The organism is Ruegeria jejuensis (genome assembly GCF_041537905.1).
GTDB lineage: Bacteria > Pseudomonadota > Alphaproteobacteria > Rhodobacterales > Rhodobacteraceae > Ruegeria_C.
Map to the genome: position 1 here is coordinate 182,175 of NZ_JBGRUO010000006.1, position 19,229 is coordinate 201,403.

Here is a 19,229-nt window from a genome sequence, read left to right on the forward strand (position 1 = left end):
GGCCTCTCCTCACATTGCCAGATAGCCACCGTCGACCGGATAAACCGACCCGGTGACAAAGCTGGCATCTTCACTCAGAAGCCAGCGTACAAGCGCGCCAACCTCTTCAGGTTTACCCCATCGTTTCAACGGCGTACGCGCCATGATCCCTTCGGTTCGATCAGGGTCGTCCCGAAGACCTTGTGTCATTTCCGTCTCGATCCAGCCCGGTGCAATGGCATTTACTCTGACGCCGTCTCCGGCCCAGCGACCTGCCAATGCCTTGGTGAGTTGTGCGACCCCACCTTTTGAGGCCGAATAGGCCGGGACCAGTGGGCCGCCAAAAGTGCTTAGCATGGACGCGGTGTTAACGATTGCCCCACCCTGCTTGACCAAAAGCGGTTGCGCGGCGAGGCAGCAGCGCATCGTCCCGGTCAGGTTTACATCAAGAACCCTGGCAAAGACGTCGATATCATATTCTTCACCCCTGAGCAGAATCCCCGCGCAGTTCACCAAGGCGTCGAGGCGCCTGAGGTTGCCGAACACAGCATCGACCGAAGCCTGATCTGTCACATCCAGAAGCTGTGTTGTTATACCGGCCTGAGGAGCAAAGGCATCCAGCTCGGAGTCCGACACGGATGCGGCGATAACGGACCAGCCAGCATCAGCAAGCGACCGCGCCACACCCGCGCCGATACCTCGGGTGCCTCCGGTGACAATGGCTTGTTTCATCTTTGATCTTTCAGTGCTTGGGTGAAAGCACGCGCACGTGCGCCAATATCATCCAATGCACGGCCCGGCTTGAACAGGGCCGATCCCAACCCGAACCCATTTGTCCCGGCTGCGCGGTACGCGGCCATTGTTTCCGGTGTGATCCCCCCCACCGCAGCAATGACAGCCTCTTGGGGCAATATCGCACGCATGGCGGCGATGGCGGTCGGCGGCACCATCTCAGCTGGAAAGAACTTTAGAACAGAGGCACCAAGATCCAAGGCGACAAAGGCCTCGGACGGGGTCACCACGCCCGGACACCAATATAGACCCCGCGCAACCGCGGCACGCCCCACATCCGGGTTCATGTTCGGTGAGACTATGATCCGCCCGCCTGCATCAGCAACCGCATCGACTTGCTCAGCGGTCAGGACTGTGCCCGCCCCTACCACGGCCTGCGCCCCATAATGCTTGGCAATTCGAGCGATCGACTCCAGCGGATCTGGAGAGTTCAGCGGAACTTCGACGATACGAAAGGCGGCCTCAATCAGCTCACCAGCAACTGGTAACGCGTTTTCTGGTTCCAGCCCGCGCAAGATTGCAATCAGTGGGTTTTCGGCCAGCGCCGCAGTGAGGTCGATCATCCCAATAGCCCCGCTGCGCGGGCAATCAGAAAATGCCCTTTGGCGACGATATCATCCGGCGCTCGGCGGGTTTCCAGCCCCGCGGCCCGTAAGGCAATATCATAGCGGTCTGACAGGTCGCTGCGTCCCACAAGGGTGACGGTGCCGATATTTTCGACAGCGCGGGTCGCAGCCGCAACCTCCGCACCTATCAGAAGGCCGGACAAGTAATCAGCCGTAGCAACCTTGGGGATTTTACCCATGAGTGGAAGTGTCCGAACGTGAAACAAATTGTGCAATAGATTGGACCCCCCTTCGAGGCCCGCAGCTACGCCGGTTTCAAAGGCAGCTACGTCGAAGTCGTGATCCTCCATCAAAGTTCCAAGGATCGTGTGCCCCTTGAGAGCTGCAAAGATCTCGCCCGTCATATAGGTTGAGAAATCCACGATCTGCCCATCCGCAACCTGGACCCATTTGCTGTGCGTGCCCGGCATCACGAAAGTACCGTCGTTCAGACCAAGTGCGGACGCGCCAATAATCTGCGTCTCCTCGCCGCGCATCACGTCCGGGCCGCCCGCGTGCTCGATTGATGCCCCCGTCACAAAGTGGATCCGGGCTCCGCTATCGGCATCATGTGGCACCAAAGCCCGCGCAAGACCACAGGCACCAAGCGGCATTTCGGCATAGGGCGTTTCAACCCAGCCGTTCCGGCTGGTTATCATACCAGATGCAAGGATCGGCAGATCGATCTGGGCAACCCAAGGGCCAATGAGACGATCAAGGACCACCTCGAAGGTCTTTCCAGAAACCTGCATGATGCCTTCGGGAGATGAGACACCGTCAATGACCTCACCCTCCGCACCAATAAGAAAAGCACGGAGAGAAGAGGTTCCCCAATCGACACCGATAAGGGCTGGTTCAGATACGACCGAATTCATTTAGAAGATCCTCGACGGTTTTTCCCTTGGCAACCCATTTGCGGGTTTCTTCTTCGCGATCGGCCTGTTCCTGGGCAAGGCGCACGGTTTCTTCGGCCAGTTCCTGCGGGATCACGACAACGCCCATCAAATCAGCGACGATAAAGTCACCGGGGTTCACGACCACGCCACCACAAGCGATCGGCACGTTGATCGAAAGCTCGTCCTTGCGCCCGGAAAACATCGTGTGCGTTCCGCGCGGGGTGATCGCCCGTGTCCAGATCGGCCAGTTGATGTCTTCCAATTCGTCCGTATCGCGTCCCGTACCATCTACGATCATGCCGCGAATGCCCCGGTTCTGCGCCAACCCGCCCATGAGCCCACCGCAGACCGACGTATTGACGTCGCCGCCCGCATCCACAACGATCACGTCGCCGGGTTGGCCCATCTCCAAGGCTTTCAGAGGGTCGACCAGGTCGCCTTTGGAAAGCTGCACGGTGACGGCCTGGCCCGTAACCTTGGCGCGGAATGCGGGCTTGATGGCGCTGTCCATCACACCGGTACGATACTGAACGTCGGCAAAGATGGCTGCTGCTGAATAGGCCTCGAGCACCTTGTCGAATTTCTTGAGCAGATCCGGGTTTCGTTCAAAGTCATTGAAGACCCTGAGGTCACTACTAACGTCTGGCATTCTTGTCTCCTGTTATGCGGGTGTTGCGGCCAATGCCTCGGCATTGACGGTGTAGTCTGGCTTTTGCCCTGTGAGCACCTTGGCCACCTGCGTTGCAGCGGTGACCCGGGCGGCACGTATGGATTCTTCGGAGTAATAGGCGGCGTGTGGTGTCACGAGCACGTTGGGCAGCGTGAAGAGCGGGTTGTCATCCGGGTTCCAGTTGGCGCGCTTGGCCGGCTCTTCTTCGGGATCATCGAGGCCGGCGGCGGCCAGTTGACCATTGGTCAGAGCGCGGTAGAGGGCCTTGTTGTCCACGGTTGGACCACGACCGGTGTTCACCAGGATTGCGCCCGGTTTCATCGAAGCGAATTCCGCATCCGACAAGAAATGATGGGTATCAGGCGTCATAGGCGCCTGCATCAGGACATAGTCGGAGCGTGCCAGAAGATCGGCCTTGGACACCAATTCCACCCCCAGCGACGTGGCGACATTTGCCGGCAGGAAGGGATCATAGGCAATGACATTGACGCCGAAGGCCCGCGCCCGTGCCACGATGGCCTGTCCGATCTTGCCCAGCGACACGACGCCCATCGTGCGCCCGCGCAGGCGAAAAACCGGCTGTCCACTTTGCCATCGCCAGATTCCCGCATGGGTTGCGCGGTCGTAGTCTGGCAGTTTTCGGGCCAGCGTGAGCCATAGGGAGATCGCATGATCTGCGACCTCTTCGGTGCAGTAGTTTTGCACATTGGTCACCAGAATGCCCCGTTCGGTGGCCGTGCCGACATCGACGATATCGACACCCACACCATAGCGCGCGATCACCTCACAGCGTTCCATCCGCGTGATCGTTTGCTGCCCAACCTTGGCATATTGGTTCATCATCGCAGCGCAGTGCGGCGCGACCTCAAAAAGGTCCTCTTCGGATTTGGCCTGAAGCGCGATGACTTCGGCACCGGCCGCTTCGAGGATCTCGGTTTCCACATCGACATTGCCAAAGTCGTAATCGGTGATCACGACCATCGGCCGATCCGTCCGTGGAACGAATGTCGGCTGATCAGACATAGGCGCCCGCCGAATATGTCAACTCGTACGAGTGGCTGTAGAGTTCGAAAATGTTGCCGAACGGGTCTTCCATGTAGACCATGCGATATGGCTTTTCGCCCGGGTAATACTTGCGCACCTGTTCCATGCGCTGGCGACCGCCCAGTTCTTCGATAATTTTGATCCGCCCTTCCAGATCCGCGTCCTGCACGCAGAAGTGAAACAGACCCCGGCGCCAATATTCGAACGGGCGTTCTTCTTCGATCGTCTTGGGAAACTCGAATAGCTCGATACCCACACCGTCGCCCATCGACAGATGCGCGATGCGAAATTTGCCCCAGCCTTCGCCAAAGACATCGTCGCACATCTGACCGATGGCGCTTTCGTCGTGGAGAATTTCGGTGGGCTCCATCAGCACGTATAGATCGAACGCCTTGGAATAAAATTCCACGGCCTTTTCCAAATCCGGAACCGTGATGCCGATGTGAGAGAATGTAAGTGCGACCATGGGTGGCTCCTGTTTTTGAATGTCAGAGAATGTTGCGAACAATGCCGCCTTCGATCCGGTGTGCAGAACCATTGGAGGCGGTGCTGGCCGAGATCGTGACGATCATGCGGGCGACTTCGTCCGGTTGGACGAAACGTTGGATCAGCGAGGTGGGCTCGTCCGACTTGAAGTAGTTGTCCACGATTGTGTCGAGCGGTTCGCCCTTTTGGTCGGCAAGGCCGTCGAAATATGCTTCGACCCCTTCGGTCCATGTTGGACCAGGCAGGATGGAATTGACCCGCACCTTCGTGCCCTTGGTCAGCTCTGCCATGCCACGGGTGAGACCTAACATGGCAGTTTTCGTGACGGAGTAGTGCACCATCTGGGGCAGAGGCTTTACCGCTGCTTCGCTCGCCATGTTGATGATCGACCCAGTGCCGCGTTTCAGCATAGCAGGCAGGAAAACCCGGCTCATCCGAACTGCAGACAGGACGTTGATGTTAAAATAGTGCATCCAGTCATCATCGGTCAGGTCTTCGAATGGTTTGACCGAGAAGATGCCAACATTGTTGACCAGGACATCTACTACACCTTGCAATTGCGCAAATTCAGCCAGCGCGCTTGCATCAGTCGCCCTCGTCAAATCCGCCGCCATCCCTTTGACGTCGCCCAAGGTGGCAAGGTCGTCCATGCAGGCACTCACTTCGGTCTCCGTCAAACCGTGAACAATGACGCGTGCGCCTTCCTGCAAATAGACTTTCGCAGTCGCCTTCCCAATACCAGAGCCAGAGCCGGTGACGAGTACAAGCTTGTCTTTCAGCCCAAGGTCCATGTCATGCTCCCTTTTTCACACTGGATGTCTGAGCGGGCGACGCGCGCCCGAAAATGCGCGCCATCAGGGCAGAAATCTCAGCCCGCCACATGTCGATGCCAACGGCCAGAAGGATGATCAGTCCCAGCACGATATTCTGAACAGATGACGGCGCTGCATTCAGGTTCAGGCCGTTCTGGACAATCACGATGGTCATGGCGCCCATCAGCGTGGCGAGGATGTTGCCGCGCCCTCCAGCGAGACTGGCACCTCCGACCACAGCGGCGGCTATCGCCTGCAATTCAAGCGTTTGCCCATAATTTGGGGAGCCGGAGTTCAAGCGTGCCGACATCAGGATCGCGCCTACGGCGGTCATGAAACCTGCAATCACAAACGTCGTTGTCTGCACCTTGCGCACGTTGATGCCGGTCAGAACGGCGGCGGCCGGGTTGCCGCCGACGGCATAGATTTCGCGGCCCAGCTTTGTGAAATTCATCGTAAATGCCGCAAGTGCATAGAAGAAAACGAGATAGAAGAAGGGCAACGGAATGCCAAACAACTTACCGTAAAAGATCGGCTCAAGCGCGGGATCGAGCGAAAAGATAGGCGAGCCATTGTTGAAGGTCAGTGCGAGACCACGGAATGCGATCAGCGCCGCCAGTGTGGTAATGAACGACGGTATGCGTCCGTAAGCCGTAATCAAGCCAATAAAGAGCCCCAACAATCCACCGGCAAAAAGGATAAGCGGGAGTGCCAGCACAAGCGGAATGCCAAGGAACTTCAGCATTTGTGCAAGGATCATGGTCAGCAAAGCAACCATTGAACCGGAGCTCAAATCGATGCCAGCCGCGAAAATCACGATGGTAGAACCGATGGCAATGAGCGCCACGATGCTGACTTGCAAGGAAAGGTTCGAAAGATTTCCCGGATTCAGAAACCGCTCTGTTGTGAGCGCGACAATCAGGGCGACGATCACCATGGCCGCGAAGGGTCCGATCAATTGAGTGTCAAAGATCCGCTTCATGCGAAAACCTCCTCTGGCTTGAGATGTGGGACGTCTGCGGAGGCCCGCACGAGGTCATCATGAGTTAGGTCCGACGCATCCACGGTTCGCGTAATCGTGCCGTGCTGAACGATTGCGATCCGATCGCTCATCGCCAGAAGCTCATCGTGGTCCGAACTGATCAGGATGATGGATTTGCCTGCGCGGGTCAGCTTGTTTATCAGCTTGTAGACCGCGATCTTGGCGCCGATATCGATCCCTTGCGTGGGTTCATCAAGGATCAAGATCTCCGAATCCGAGAACAGCCAACGCGCAATCACGATCTTCTGCTGGTTCCCTCCGGAAAGGAAGTTGACTGTCTTTTCCTCTGCCTGGGTCGAAATCTCCAGATCGCGGATCAGGTCGTGCGTGGCGTGTTCCTCAGCCTTAAGGTCCAAGACACCAAACCGGCTCAGACCGCCAAGCGACGCTGCGGTAATGTTGCCGCTGGCCCGGAAATTGAAGAACAAGCCATCATATTTTCGGTTTTCCGGAACCAAGGCCAAACCGGCGCGGATCGCGTCGATTTCCCGGCCGAACCGGACTGGATTGCCCTTTAATGTGACTTGACCGGCAACAATCTCATCTGTTCCAAACAGGGCCCTTGCGATTTCCGTGCGCCCGCTTCCCAACACGCCGCCTAGGCCAAGCACTTCACCTTTGTGGAGCGCAAAGGATGCATCCGTCACTCCGGCATTGGTTGCAAGCCCGCTCGCTTCGAGAACAACTTCGTGGGTTGCATTCTGCTCTTTTGGGTAGTGCTCACCTATGTCTTCCCCGACCATGGCGCTGACAATTTCAGAGACGTTGATTTCCGTCTCGCCACTGGCTCGCACGACGCGCCCATTGCGCAGGATCGTTACTTCGTCGACGATCCGCTCCACCTCATCCAAGCGATGGGAGACATAAAGAATAGCTGTTCCGCGGCTGCGCATGTTGCGCAACAACTGGTGCAGGCGTTCGATTTCGTCCTCGCCCAACGCGGCTGTCGGCTCATCGAGGATGATCATACGGGCATCCATCGCAATAGCCTTGGCAATCTCGACAAGCTGTTGCTCACCTACGGAAAGCGTGCCGGTGATGGCATTGGGTGAAACATCGACGTCCATCTCTGCTAAAACACGGGCGGCTTCGTCGTGCACCTTACCCCAGTCTATTACGCCCAATCTGGACCGGGGCATGTTGCCCAGAAAGATATTCTCGCCAACAGACAGTGTTGGAACGATCGAGAACTCCTGAAATACCGTTGCGATACCGAGATCGCGTGCGACCTGTGGGTCGCTAACTGTTACCGGTTGGCCGTTGTGAAGAATCCGGCCGCTGTCAGGCTGCTGCACGCCGGACAGCGTCTTGATCATTGTGGACTTGCCGCACCCGTTTTCACCAAGCAGCCCATGGATCGAGCCGGGCAGAAGCTTGATACAGACTTTGTCATTCGCCAAAACGCCGGGATAGGCCTTGGTGATATCGACAAACTCCCAAAGGGGTTTTTCTGTTGTCATCTGTGTGGCCTCGACTTGAACGGGAAACTCAGTTGAATTGCGACCCCGGCAGCACACGAACATGCCACCGGGAAGCAGGGAGAACGCTCAGTACTCTTTGGATGGCTGCGGGAAGAGCTTTTCAGGTTCTTGCAGAACGCTGATTGCACCATCCTTGTCCTCAATCGAGGTCGGTGTTTCGATCCATCCACCGGGATAGGAGCCATTCAGCGCATCAATCGTTGCCTGCATAGCCGCCCGACCCATGAGGAACGGCGAGGTATTTACCGTTGCGGTGATGTTACCCGCAGCGATTTCCTCCAGGCCCGAGGTATCCCCATCGTTGCCGAGCAGAACGATATCAGAGCGACCGAGGGCCTTGGCTGCAAACGATGCCCCGATGATCATGTAGTCATTTGCAGCAAAGATCATGTCGAGATCGGGATGTGATTGCAGAATATCCATGCCAGCGGTATTGCCACCTTCGACATTCCACTTGCCGTCAATGGACACGACTACTTCGAAGTTTTCGTTGCCGTCGATACCGTCGAGAAAACCGCCAACACGCTCGGTCGAGTGGTATCCGGGCTGACCTTCAATGATGCCAACCTTCAGAGGTTTGTCGCCATAATTCTCGATGGCCCAATCAGCGATGTTGTGTGTGCCGTTTCGCTGCGAATACCCGACCACGCCGTGGATCGGCGTCGGAAAGTTCGGTATATCCGAGTTGATCATCAACACCGCCATACCCTTGTCGACCGCCTGCTTGAGAAGGGGCGCGGCAGCAAATTCATCGTGGGTGCCAAAGATGATCGCATCCACATCCTGGGTCAGCACGTCCTGGATCATGCCCATTTGGCCGTTGATGTCAGCACCCGATTGTGGGGCCAACATGAAGACTTCAACGCCCGCTTCAGCCGCAACCGCTTTGATACCCTCGCCAATTGCGATGTAGTAGTTGAACTCGGTTGCGGGCGGCATGTAGGCGATGCGGAACTTTTCGTTTTTTGGGGCAATCGCATCAATTGGAGCTTGCGCACCGTCTTCGAGCGGGATCGGTGTCGGATAGTCTTCCGCATGGATGACAGAGGCGAGCAGGGCGAAACCAGCGGCCATTGTCGTATTCATAAGTGTTTTCAGCATTTTATTCTCCTCCAGAAATTTTTCGTTATCCGTTGAATGGCGTGTCGAGCACGCCACAAACGCCGGGTTTGACTGCGAACAAGCCGCCCGATTCCGGTTCTTTTGATAGGGCGTCTTCATCACTCATCAGGCGCGAGGTCGTAATGAAGAGTGTGTCGAGTTCCGGGCCACCAAAGGCACAGCAGGTGGGCTTCCAGACAGGAATTTCTATGACCCGATCAATCGCGCCGTTCGGGGCTACGCGAACAACACGGTGACCTTCCCACTCGGCGTTCCAGACACCACCTTCGGCATCGACACAGGACCCGTCGGGTAGCCCCGGTTCGTCCTTGAATGAAGCGTGAATGCGTCGGTCAGAAACCGAACCAGTGGCGGTGTCGTAATCAAAGGCTACGATTTCCCGGTCTGGTGTATCCGCAAAAAACATCGTGCCGCCATCTGGGGCAAAACAAGCAGAGTTTGCACAGGACACCTTTTCGATGATTGTCCGCACGGACAGGTCCGTGTCGATGCACAAGACTGACGAATCGTGGGCTCCGGACACCTCGTTCATCCCACCGACGATCAGCCTTCCCTGCCGATCTGTCCGTCCGTCGTTCAGTCGCGTCTCGGCGTTATTGGGTTCGAAGCGGGCAACAAGCGTTTCCACGTTCGTGTCCAGATCAAACAGAACGACCCGATCAGCAAAGGCAACGATCAAGCCCCCTTTTGCGCGAGGAGCAAAGCAGCAGACACGCTCTGTCATAGGGTGTTTGGCGCTCTTCAAAGTCGATGGATCGTAAGACCAAAGCGCGCAGCCTTCGATATCGGTCCACCAGACAAGCTCATCGGCAGGGTTCCAGAGAATCCCCTCCCCATGCTCATTCCTGCAATCAAGAACTAACTCTGCACGCATTTCAAACCGGCTCCCCTCCAGTCAATCTGATATCTGATATTCCAGCTTGCCTTATCTGGTGTATCAGATATCTTCTGTCATGCAACACATTTTTTTGGAGACCCCGATTATGGCCCTTGAACGACCCAAATCTCTCCGAGAACTTGCCTTGGAGCATTTGAGGAACAGTATCATCGACGGCTCGCTAAAGATGGGCCAGATACTTTCCGAGCGTAAGATATCCGAGGAACTTGGTGTCTCCAAATCGCCGGTTCGCGAAGCGTTAGCCCAACTGCGTGATGAAGGGCTTGTTAGTATCGAACCGCAAAAAGGTGCCCGCGTGTTCTCCCTTTCCGAGGCTGAAGTAACGCAAATCTGTGACTTCAGGCAGGCCATCGAGACAGCCGCATTTGAATTGGCTCTATCGAGGGACCCTGATGGGTTGGCCGTCGGCATGGAGAGAGTTGTGAAAGATATGGAGCGCGCTCGGTCGCGCCGCGATGAAAGAGAGTACCTGGCGCTGGATACTTCTTTTCACCAATTGATCTTTGAGCACGCCGGAAACGACTATCTGACCGCGAGTTATACGCGCTACATCGGTAAGATCGCCGCATTGCGGACCCATTTATCCAAGCTACCGCAACACACAGAACTTTCATTCGAAGAACATCAGAAAATCGCGGTCGCGGTGCGTCAAGGTGATATGGCGAAAATTAAATTGCTTCTGGTGGAGCACATTGATCGAACCCGGCAGGCCTATGAAAGTGCTTCGATCGTGCTTGAGGGCGCGAAGGCCTCCTAATCAACGCCAACACGTTTCAAAGGGCAGTCCTGCGAAGGGCTGCCCTTCTTCATGCCATCATTAGCTTCATCACAAAGCAATTGACATCTGATATCTCAGATGTCAATTAGACTTCGGGAGGAATACAATGACATCAGCTTCGATTCTTGATCCGAGGAACGCACTACCCCTGATCCGATTGGATGCGGTTAGCAAAAGTTTTGGTGCAAACGTTGTTCTTAATCATTTGGAATTCGAACTGCGCCCAGGCGAAGTGCATGCGCTTTGCGGTGAAAACGGCGCAGGCAAATCCACGTGTTTGGGTCTGCTCTACGGACTTCATCAACCGTCGGAGGGAAGAATTCTGTGTAACGGCAATGAAGGTCGAATTGAAAATCCGTCGCACGCGCAATCGCTTGGCGTCAGTTGCGTGTTTCAAGAGCTCAGCCTGGCCGGGGCTCTTTCTGTCGCTGAAAACATCTATGCCGGACGAGCTCCGACCCGTTTGGGTGTCGTTGACTGGCCGGAACTGCGCCGCCGTGCCGAAGCGCTTTTGGCAGAGTTCGGACTGGACATCGACGTTTCGATCCCCGTCGACAGCCTGCCAATCAGCTCCCGCCAGATTGTAGAAATTGCCAAGGCGCTGTCCCTGAACTCACGCGTCCTTTTGCTGGATGAGCCGACATCAGCACTGGCTCCTGACGAAGTGGACGCGTTGTTCGACGTACTTCGCGGGCTGACAAAAAAGGGGATCGGCATTGTCTATGTCAGCCACCACATGGACGAGATATTCCGAATATCCGATCGAATTACCGTTTTGCGGGATGGACGCCAGATCAGCACTTTGCCAGTGGCTGAGACCTCTCAGGAACAAGTGGTTGCAGAGATGATTGGGGGCGCACATCCTGGTGATGTCAACAGATCAGCCCATGTCAAAGGGAACGATGTCCTTACCGTCAAAGGCCTGACGCACTCAGGTGAATTCGAAGACATCTCATTTTCGATTAAGGCCGGCGAAATAGTCGGCATGGCCGGGCTAATGGGAGCGCGCCGAAGCGAGATTGTCCGCTCAATCGTTGGATTGATGCCGGGAGCCGAGGGGGTTGTCGAGCTGCGCGGGGCGCCAGTGAAGCTCACTTCCCTGCGCCACGCAATGCGCCTTGGCATAGGCTTTGTACCGGAAGAACGAAAGACCGAAGGTCTGTTTCTCGAACAATCGCTCAGCGACAACCTGATCGCCGCAAGTCTTTCTGAACACGCGAACCTGGGCATCATGCGCAAGGCATCAATAAAGAAAGCCAGCAACGCTGCCATTGATGCATTTAGCGTCAAAGCCAGTGGGATCACTGAAGACGTCGGCGCTCTGTCGGGGGGAAATCAGCAAAAGATCATGCTGGCCAAATGGCTCAAACGCACACCTGACCTTCTGATCGTGGAAGAACCTACGAAAGGCGTCGATGTGGGCGCGAAATTTCAGATCCATACAGAGCTGCTCCGCCAAGCGGCAGAAGGAATGGCGATTCTGGTGGTGTCGTCCGATTTTCCGGAATTGGCTTCGCTGTCCTCGCGCATTCTTGTCGTTCACGAGGGTCGTCTGATGGGCGACATCGCAGCAGAGGACGCCAGCGAAAGCGTACTTCTGCAAATGGCCGCCGGGAACGCCAATCGCTCGGCTGCACAGCCTTCCCAACACAAAGGAGTCGCGTCGTGACCATGGTCGCTCAAGCCAACATTTCCGAGAAACGGTCACTTATGCGGCGCGTCCTGCAGGCATTCGTCGACATCCGTGAGCTGACGCTGATCGTTTTGATCGCCGCGATCATCATCGTGATGGCCAACGTCAATCCCTATTTCTTCAGCTTCTCGAACTTTCGGGCCGTGGCCGTGGGCATGGCACCGACAGCAATCATTGTCATCGGCATGGCGATCCTGCTGGCATCAGGCGGGTTCGATCTTTCGGTTGGATCAGTCATGGCGCTGTCTTCCACGGTTGTTGCAATGTTGCTGCTGACCGGCATGCCGATCCCGCTTGCGGTGATCTGCGGCCTGATCCTTGGCTGCGTCGTCGGGGTTGTAAACGGTTTGCTCGTCACGGGACTCGGGATCAACCCATTGATCGCCACACTTGGGACAATGTCGATCGCGCGCGGCATCGCGTTAGTTCTGACTGAGGGTTTCTCAGTCTCCAGTCTGCCTGCGTCATTCAGCTGGATTGGCAAGACCGACATTGGCGGCTTTCCTGTGATCGTGTTGCTGACCCTCGTTTTGGTGATCCTTTTTGACCTGGCAGTGCGCCACACCCGGTTTTTCAGGCAGGTCTACTTCATCGGTGCAAATGAAAAAGCCGCCATGCTTTCAGGCATCCACGTAACACGCGTTCGCATCATTCTTTATGCGCTCACGGGCATTTTGGCGGCCTTGGCCGGCGTGCTGCTGGCCTCGCGATTGATGAGCGGCACGCCGACAGCAGGCAATGGAATCGAACTGCAGGTGCTGGCTGCGGCCGTTATTGGTGGTGCGTCGCTGCGCGGGGGCGAAGGCACAATTCTCGGCGCATTCCTTGGCGTCGTGTTCGTCGCCTTGATCAACAATACGATGACCATGCAAGCCGTTTCGATCTACTGGCAAATGATTGTCATCGGTGGCGTGCTCGTCTCAGCCGTCGCATTGGACATGCTGATCCGCAGCAAACGGGGCTGACCCCAATCAATAAAAACCAACAACAACCAATCATCCAAAAGGGAGATCACGATGACTGAGATGACTGTAAATCGGCGCAGGCTGCTGACTGCGGGCACTACCGCAGGATTGGCCGCCGCCTTCGGACTACCAATCCTGTCGAAGGAAGCCATGGCACAGGCGGCTGGTAAGGAATATGTTTTTCTCTCCATCGTAACTCAGGTGCCGTTCTGGGTGGATTACCGCAACGCGATGGAGGACCTCGAAGAACTGATGGGTATCAAGGCCACGTTCACCGGTCCGCTGGATTTCGACACAGCAGCACAGGCGCGTCAGCTTGATGAACTGATCGCCCGCCGCCCCGCTGGCATCCTGATCTTCCCCGGCGATCCCGCGACCTTAGCGCCCGGCGTGGAGCGCGCAGTCGAAGCCGGCATCCCCATCACTTGTTGTATTGGTGACATCCCCGACAGCCCCCGATCCACTTTCCTGGGCATCAACGGCGTTCAGGCCGGGCGGGTCGGTGGCGAGATGCTGGCCGAAGCGATTGGTGGAAAGGGAAAAGTCATCCTTGGTACATTCCCAGCGCCGTCGACCCTGGAGCGTGTAGAAGGGTACAAACAGATCTTTGCAGAGAAATATCCTGACATTGAGGTGGTTGACGTCGTCAACGACAAAGCCGACCCGTCATACGCTCCGACGGCCTATCTTCAGGCTATCCAGGCCAACCCTGACATTGTTGGCATTGGTGGTACGGACGGCGACAGCGGCAAAGGCGCAGCCATCGCAGTGACCGAAGCAGATCGCAAGGACATCAAGATCGTCGCGATGGACCGCAACGATGACATGCTGCCCTATATCGAAGACGGTACGATCCACGGTGCGGTGGCTCAGAAATCCTACCTCGAGATCTTCCTCGCCTTCCACATGATGCACTGGCAGAACACGGACGCACTGAAGGTCTTGCCGGATTGGAAGGCCGCCGGGATCAATCCACTGCCGGAACGCGTCGAAACTGGGGTGATGCCGATAACGGCGCAAAACGTCGCCCAATTCAAGCACGTCTAAACGTTTTCCCGGCGCAGAAGTTTTGCGCCGGGTCACCGCTCGGGAACCCCTCATGTCTGATCGATGGTCCGTTCTGCAGTTAACAAGAGGCGAATTGGAGCTTGTTATCCTGCCTGGAATTGGTGGCCGTTTGTGGGGTGTTACTTTCCAAGAGCGATCGCTGCTTTTTCAGAATCCGGACTTGGTACACTTGCCGGTTGATGAAATTGATCTGGCCGACTTGCCAACACGCTCCCCGCAGTTTGGTTTCCCCCTCTGGGGCGGAGAAAAAACCTGGATTGCGCCCGATAGGGCCTGGAAGGATAGTGCCCCGTATACGGCACTCGACAGTGACCCTTTTCTGGTCACCTCACGAGATGAGGATCATGTCGAATTGACAAGCCAGATCTGTCCTGTCTCGCACCTGTCCGTGGCGCGGCGCATCACCCTGAAGTCAGCCGCTGCGTGGAGCATTGAGCATAGTGTGACCAATCACGGTCACGTTTCCAGGGCAACAGGCATTTGGTCCGTCATGATGATCAATACGCCCGCCACGATCGGGATTATGATGGGCGATCCCAAAATCTATCCCGTTTTCGGGCACTCCGGATCAATGGTTGAACTGGCGGAAAACTGCGTCATTGCAGATTGCGCCAAACAGCAAGAATTCAAGGTTGGACTTCCTAACCCAGATGGGGAAACGCTTATCAAGGTCGGCAAAGCTGGCCCCTGGATACTCTGTTCAACACACCCGCCAGCACCGAGCGACAGCTTTATGCATCAGTATCCCGTCGAGGTATTCAATTCGGGCGACTATTCCTACTGTGAGGCCGAATGGCACTCGCCAAAATCTGATTTAGCGCGGGATGAGACGCTCAGGTTTCGTCAGGACTTTGAAATTTGGCCAAACAGCAATCCACCAATTCTTGGCTCGAATAGGGAGTTACTATCATGCATGTCCTGATTACAGGTGCAGGTGGGCATCTGGGTCGAAAACTCTTCGATGTGTTGGAGGCGGATCCTGACTACAAAGTGTCAGGGATCGACATTCGCCCGGTTGATCACCCGGATATTCATATCGCGGATCTGTCTGGTGACCTAATCTGGATCAGACTTCTGGAAGGCGTGGATGTGATCGTCCATCTGGCCGGAGACCGTGAGCCTGCCGCAAGCTGGTCATCAGCGATCAAACACAACATGGACGCGACGCTGTCACTCTACCATCATGCAGTGGCGATGGGCGTCAAACGTGTGGTTCTCGCCAGTTCGAACTGGGTCCACGGGGATAAGCGTTTCACCGCTGATGCATTGAACAGCGACACGCCTCCGGGGCCGGTGAACGCCTACGGCATGTCAAAGCTGTTTTGCGAACGGACCGGCGCTTACTTTGCGCAGCATCACGGGCTTTCGGTCATCTGCCTGCGCATCGGCTGGACCCAATGGACCCATGACAACAAACCTGGACCGCATATGGCGATGGGCCGTTGGGGACAGGAGATGTGGCTGAGCGATCGGGATTTTCTGAACGGCATGCGTGCAGCGATAGACGCCAAGGACGTCGCGTTTGCGGCTTTAAATCTTATGTCAGACAACCCCGGCATGCGTTGGGATATCGCCGAAACAAAACGGAAAATCGGGTACGATCCGCAAGATGGAAGCCCCGCGAAAATGACATCCGCCATCGCAATGAGAACCTCAATCAAAAGGCTTTTCTCATTTCGCATCGCTGAGTTTTTTGAGAAGCGGCTTCCGCACTGGTGAAAGCCCTGGTTGCTCCAGTAGACGGGCCCAGTATGTTGATGAAATCCGAGGGCGCTCGCAGACCGAAAATGCGCGCAGCCGGCCAAGGCTCCGAACGGCGTTGTTGCAGAACTCTTTGTGCGAGGGATTCACAGCGTTAAGCCTCATGGTTAAACGGGGCGAATGAGTAAGCCATCATCCGCCCGATACCGCGTCACGAACTGGTCTGACTACAATGCTGCGCTCAAGAAGCGCGGCTCACTTCTTGTCCGGCTGGACAAGGACATGACCTGGCTCGCAGCGCATAAGGGTCGGCCTGGTCGCCCGCCGATCTTTTCGAATGCGGCGATCCAATGCTTGCGGGCTTGCCACTCGCCATCGCCGAGAAACTTGATCCCAGTGCTGTCGATAAGCAGGTTGAGCGGGCCGTCGGCGCGGCGCTACGGGATTTGAACGGCTAAGGTCTTCTGTCGACGGCTAAGGGTGGAGTAATCGGGAACAGGCCAGTCCAGCCCGGCCATGCGCAAAAGGCTGGCGACCATCCCTGCTGTCTGTCTCAGTGGCAGCTTGAACAGCACCTTGATCGACAGGCAGAATGGCGTTCGGGGTTGCCGCCAGTGGCGCAAGGTGCATCTGGCCATGGATACGGCAACCTCTGACACCCGCGCCGTAGAACTCACCCCAAGCCGAGATGGCGACAGTCCGGTACTGCCAGAGTTGCTCAATCAGATCTCCGAGGACGAGGAGATCGGCACTGTGACAGCGGACGGCGCTTACGACACGCGCCGCTGCTACACGGCCATCATTGAGCGTGACGCCGCCCCGATCATTCCGATCCGAAAGAACGGTCGACCGTGGACGGAAGACTGCTCGGCCGCTCGGGTCAGGAACGAAACACTGCGCGCTACCCGGCACTACGGTCGGGCGTTCTGGAAGCGCTGGACAGGGTACCACGCTCAGAGCCGGATCGAGGCGACCCTCTCATGGTTTGCAAGCAAACCACTGCCGGGCAGTGGATGCGGTGCCTCAAGGCAATCGGCGAACGCATAGCAGCAAGAGACCCCGACCGACAAACCGCAGAATTCCACATCCGCGTCGCTCTCATGAACCGTTTCAATGCTCTCGGCACCGCCGAAATCACTCGTGCGGCATGACATCAACGGGGAAAAGGGCCGTCACGCCTTACCCGTGAGTTACGCAACAGCGCCCACGCGGGTTTCCGAACTTATTCAAAATACTCCGGATGGCGTTCGTGAATAAACGCAATGGTGTCATCGAGGCGGGACAAGTGTTTTCTAACTGCGGTCTGCGCTTTTGACAGATTCCGCGAAGCGAGCCCGTTTGCGATTTCATAATGGTCTTCTAAAATGGAATTTGCTTCGCGGTCTTTCCCAAGGCCAAGCATGCAGAGACGATCTACTTTTTGCTTGCATTCCAGCATTACTTCGAATGCTAGTGGATTGCCGCCCAGAACATAGATTAGTTTGTGAAAATCATAATCAAGCGCATGGAAGGCGGGTAGATCCCCTTTGGCCAGAGCGTTCTCCTGGAGGGTCAGATTTTCACTAAGCTTCGCATCTCTCTCTGCGTCCCAGGTTTCGATCGCCCCATGAATAACTTCAAGTTCGACGGCCCTGCGCACCAAACGAGCAAGCTCTAATCGATCCATTGAAAACCCGCGCACCTCGGTTGCTTTTTGTGGCCGAATGAGCAGCAAATCCTCATTGCCTAGCTTGGTAAAGGCGTTGCGCACAGGTTGGCGAGAGACGCCAAATCGGCGTGCGACTTCGGTCTCGGACAGTTTTGTACCGGGAAGAATCTCGAGCGAAACGATCTGATCGTGTAGAGTATCGTAGACGACATCTGTGGTTGTTCGGGTTCTAATTCCGTCCACGATTTTTTCTTGCACTCTCTGATTCATAGTTCTACTGCCACGGATTTCGGCTGATTTAAGTAATTGTTATATAGAGGTAAAAACCAGACCGGGGTTCATTTTAAGGTAGGTTTTTTCCGGTGGCATCAAAGAGCCTCTGATCATCAGAGTCAAGGCCGGTACAAGTTTCAAACGAGTTGTTGACACAACTTGGATACTAGTGTCCTTATGGTGTCAGCAGTGATTCCGGCTCTGGGAGGAAGCAGGAAGTTTTGCGACTTTCATCCTCCAGACGACACGTTTTGGCCTGTTGCTGCCCAGAAAAAACGGGGAGGAGACCCATGACTTCTACGAAATCGCTTTTTGCAGCAGTAGCCGTTGCACTGATCGCCTCATCAGCATCGGCCGAAAGCTGGCGCGCTTGGAACATTCACAATGACGGCCACCCCAATACGGCGGCGATGGACAAGTTTGCTGAACTTGTAGACACAGCCACGGATGGCGAAGTCACGGTCGATGTGTTCCATGGCGGCGTTCTTGGCTCGCAACCCGATGCGCTGGAGCAAGTGCGTATTGGAGCCATCGAGGTTGGTAACTTCAACCTTGGCCCGATTGGTCCGATGGTCAAAGAGGCAAACCTTGTATCGCTTCCATTCATCTTCAAAAGTGTGCCGCACATGTTCCGCGTTATGGAAGGTGAAGCTGGCGAGGTCGTTGCCGAAGCAATGGGTGAAGCAGGGGTCCTTCCACTTGCATATTTTGATGCTGGGGCCCGATCGTTCTACAGCCAGAAACCGATCAACTCTCCAGCCGATGTGGAAGGCCTGAAGATCCGAGTCATGAACAATGATCTCTACACTTCGATGATTTCGGCGATGGGTGGAAATCCGTCTCCCATGGCGTTTTCGGAAGTACAACAGGCGCTGAAAACAGGCGTTGTTGATGGTGCGGAGAACAACTTCCCGTCGTTCAAAAACGTCGGCCATTTCGAAGTGACATCGCACTACTCCCTATCTGAGCATCTGATCATCCCCGAGTGCATCTGTGTGAATACAGCCAAGTTCAACGCGCTTAGCCCCGAACTACAAGAAGCTGTACGCAGTGCGGCACAAGAAGCGGCTCTGTACCAGCGCGAACTGTGGGCTGTTGGGTCTTCGCAAGCGCGCTCTGACGTGGAAGCGGCTGGCATCACAGTCAACGAAATCGCAGACAAGGGCCCGTTCCAGTCCGCGATGGACGTTGTCTATGCTGACTACCTTGCTGCAAACCCTGATATGAAAGCATTGGTCGAGATGGCCCAGGCCACCGAGTGATCTGCCAAAGCGAA

Annotated in this window: 19 protein-coding genes and 3 pseudogenes; 9 read left to right on the top strand and 13 right to left on the bottom strand. The window is 55.9% G+C overall.

The genetic code is table 11. The annotated features are described in order from the left end of the window. Positions 1-9 precede the first annotated feature (9 nt). From AB1E34_RS09660 to AB1E34_RS09710, 11 genes are all read right to left on the bottom strand, one after another. Positions 10-711 carry an SDR family NAD(P)-dependent oxidoreductase gene (locus tag AB1E34_RS09660; protein WP_372572128.1) on the bottom strand — a complete coding sequence of 234 codons (702 nt, stop codon included), beginning with the start codon at positions 709-711 and terminating at the stop codon, positions 10-12. Then, a complete protein-coding gene (locus AB1E34_RS09665) occupies positions 708-1,334 on the bottom strand; it encodes a 2-dehydro-3-deoxy-6-phosphogalactonate aldolase (RefSeq protein ID WP_372572129.1) in 627 nt (208 codons plus the stop codon). Before AB1E34_RS09665 ends, AB1E34_RS09660 begins: the two co-directional genes overlap by 4 nt. Further along, entirely contained in the window at positions 1,331-2,251 is a 921-nt protein-coding gene (locus AB1E34_RS09670) for a 2-dehydro-3-deoxygalactonokinase (RefSeq protein WP_372572130.1), read from the bottom strand. The genes AB1E34_RS09665 and AB1E34_RS09670 overlap by 4 nt, the downstream gene beginning before the upstream one ends. Beyond that, positions 2,232-2,921, bottom strand: coding sequence for an RraA family protein (locus AB1E34_RS09675; RefSeq protein WP_372572131.1), 690 nt, complete (start codon positions 2,919-2,921; stop codon positions 2,232-2,234). The genes AB1E34_RS09670 and AB1E34_RS09675 overlap by 20 nt, the downstream gene beginning before the upstream one ends. Before the next feature lie 12 nt (positions 2,922-2,933). Beyond that, on the bottom strand, positions 2,934-3,923 hold the full coding sequence (locus tag AB1E34_RS09680) for a C-terminal binding protein (RefSeq protein WP_372572132.1): 990 nt from the start codon (positions 3,921-3,923) through the stop codon (positions 2,934-2,936). 34 nt (positions 3,924-3,957) lie between these two features. Continuing rightward, positions 3,958-4,452, bottom strand: coding sequence for a lactoylglutathione lyase family protein (locus tag AB1E34_RS09685; protein WP_058275454.1), 495 nt, complete (start codon positions 4,450-4,452; stop codon positions 3,958-3,960). A 22-nt stretch (positions 4,453-4,474) separates the two neighbouring features. Then, the gene (locus AB1E34_RS09690) at positions 4,475-5,263 is read right to left on the bottom strand and encodes an SDR family NAD(P)-dependent oxidoreductase (RefSeq protein ID WP_372572133.1); all 789 of its coding nucleotides are present in this window, start codon (positions 5,261-5,263) and stop codon (positions 4,475-4,477) included. A gap of 1 nt (position 5,264) precedes the next feature. Next, the gene (locus AB1E34_RS09695; RefSeq protein WP_372572134.1) at positions 5,265-6,266 is read right to left on the bottom strand and encodes an ABC transporter permease; all 1,002 of its coding nucleotides are present in this window, start codon (positions 6,264-6,266) and stop codon (positions 5,265-5,267) included. After that, positions 6,263-7,786 (bottom strand): sugar ABC transporter ATP-binding protein, encoded by a 1,524-nt coding sequence (locus tag AB1E34_RS09700; protein WP_372572135.1) that lies wholly within the window; start codon positions 7,784-7,786, stop codon positions 6,263-6,265. The genes AB1E34_RS09695 and AB1E34_RS09700 overlap by 4 nt, the downstream gene beginning before the upstream one ends. Positions 7,787-7,873: 87 nt before the next feature. Next, positions 7,874-9,028, bottom strand: a complete 1,155-nt coding sequence (locus tag AB1E34_RS09705; protein ID WP_372572136.1) for a sugar ABC transporter substrate-binding protein — start codon at positions 9,026-9,028, stop codon at positions 7,874-7,876. Next, on the bottom strand, positions 8,934-9,803 hold the full coding sequence (locus AB1E34_RS09710; protein WP_372572137.1) for an SMP-30/gluconolactonase/LRE family protein: 870 nt from the start codon (positions 9,801-9,803) through the stop codon (positions 8,934-8,936). Before AB1E34_RS09710 ends, AB1E34_RS09705 begins: the two co-directional genes overlap by 95 nt. Positions 9,804-9,912: 109 nt before the next feature. On the opposite strand from AB1E34_RS09710, the gene AB1E34_RS09715 reads away from it, so the two are divergent. From AB1E34_RS09715 to AB1E34_RS09745, 7 genes and pseudogenes are all read left to right on the top strand, one after another. Beyond that, complete coding sequence (locus tag AB1E34_RS09715) at positions 9,913-10,584, top strand: GntR family transcriptional regulator (protein ID WP_372572138.1); 672 nt, start codon at positions 9,913-9,915, stop codon at positions 10,582-10,584. Positions 10,585-10,711: 127 nt separating this feature from the next. After that, positions 10,712-12,274, top strand: a complete 1,563-nt coding sequence (locus AB1E34_RS09720) for a sugar ABC transporter ATP-binding protein (protein ID WP_372572139.1) — start codon at positions 10,712-10,714, stop codon at positions 12,272-12,274. Positions 12,275-12,276: 2 nt separating this feature from the next. Next, entirely contained in the window at positions 12,277-13,263 is a 987-nt protein-coding gene (locus AB1E34_RS09725; protein WP_372572183.1) for an ABC transporter permease, read from the top strand. A gap of 51 nt (positions 13,264-13,314) precedes the next feature. Continuing rightward, positions 13,315-14,310 (top strand): substrate-binding domain-containing protein, encoded by a 996-nt coding sequence (locus tag AB1E34_RS09730; protein WP_372572140.1) that lies wholly within the window; start codon positions 13,315-13,317, stop codon positions 14,308-14,310. 52 nt (positions 14,311-14,362) lie between these two features. Continuing rightward, positions 14,363-15,253, top strand: coding sequence for a hypothetical protein (locus tag AB1E34_RS09735; RefSeq protein WP_372572141.1), 891 nt, complete (start codon positions 14,363-14,365; stop codon positions 15,251-15,253). Further along, positions 15,241-16,050: an NAD-dependent epimerase/dehydratase family protein gene (locus AB1E34_RS09740; RefSeq protein ID WP_372572142.1), complete on the top strand. Its 810-nt coding sequence runs from the start codon at positions 15,241-15,243 to the stop codon at positions 16,048-16,050. The genes AB1E34_RS09735 and AB1E34_RS09740 overlap by 13 nt, the downstream gene beginning before the upstream one ends. 162 nt (positions 16,051-16,212) lie before the next feature. Further along, positions 16,213-16,389: pseudogene (locus AB1E34_RS09745) on the top strand (IS5/IS1182 family transposase); the annotation flags it as partial. Here the strand turns inward: AB1E34_RS09745 and AB1E34_RS09750 are convergent. Continuing rightward, a pseudogene (locus AB1E34_RS09750) lies at positions 16,383-16,622 on the bottom strand (transposase); the annotation flags it as partial. The pseudogenes AB1E34_RS09745 and AB1E34_RS09750 sit on opposite strands and share 7 nt — an antisense overlap. A 19-nt stretch (positions 16,623-16,641) precedes the next feature. Here AB1E34_RS09750 and AB1E34_RS09755 point away from each other — a divergent pair. Further along, positions 16,642-17,183 (top strand): annotated as a pseudogene (locus tag AB1E34_RS09755) (IS5 family transposase); the annotation flags it as partial. Between the two features lie 71 nt (positions 17,184-17,254). Here AB1E34_RS09755 and AB1E34_RS09760 read toward each other — a convergent pair. After that, positions 17,255-17,938, bottom strand: coding sequence for a GntR family transcriptional regulator (locus AB1E34_RS09760; RefSeq protein ID WP_372572143.1), 684 nt, complete (start codon positions 17,936-17,938; stop codon positions 17,255-17,257). 305 nt (positions 17,939-18,243) lie between these two features. Between AB1E34_RS09760 and AB1E34_RS09765 the strand changes: the two genes are divergently transcribed. Continuing rightward, positions 18,244-19,215, top strand: coding sequence for a TRAP transporter substrate-binding protein (locus AB1E34_RS09765; RefSeq protein WP_372572144.1), 972 nt, complete (start codon positions 18,244-18,246; stop codon positions 19,213-19,215). Positions 19,216-19,229: the final 14 nt, after the last annotated feature.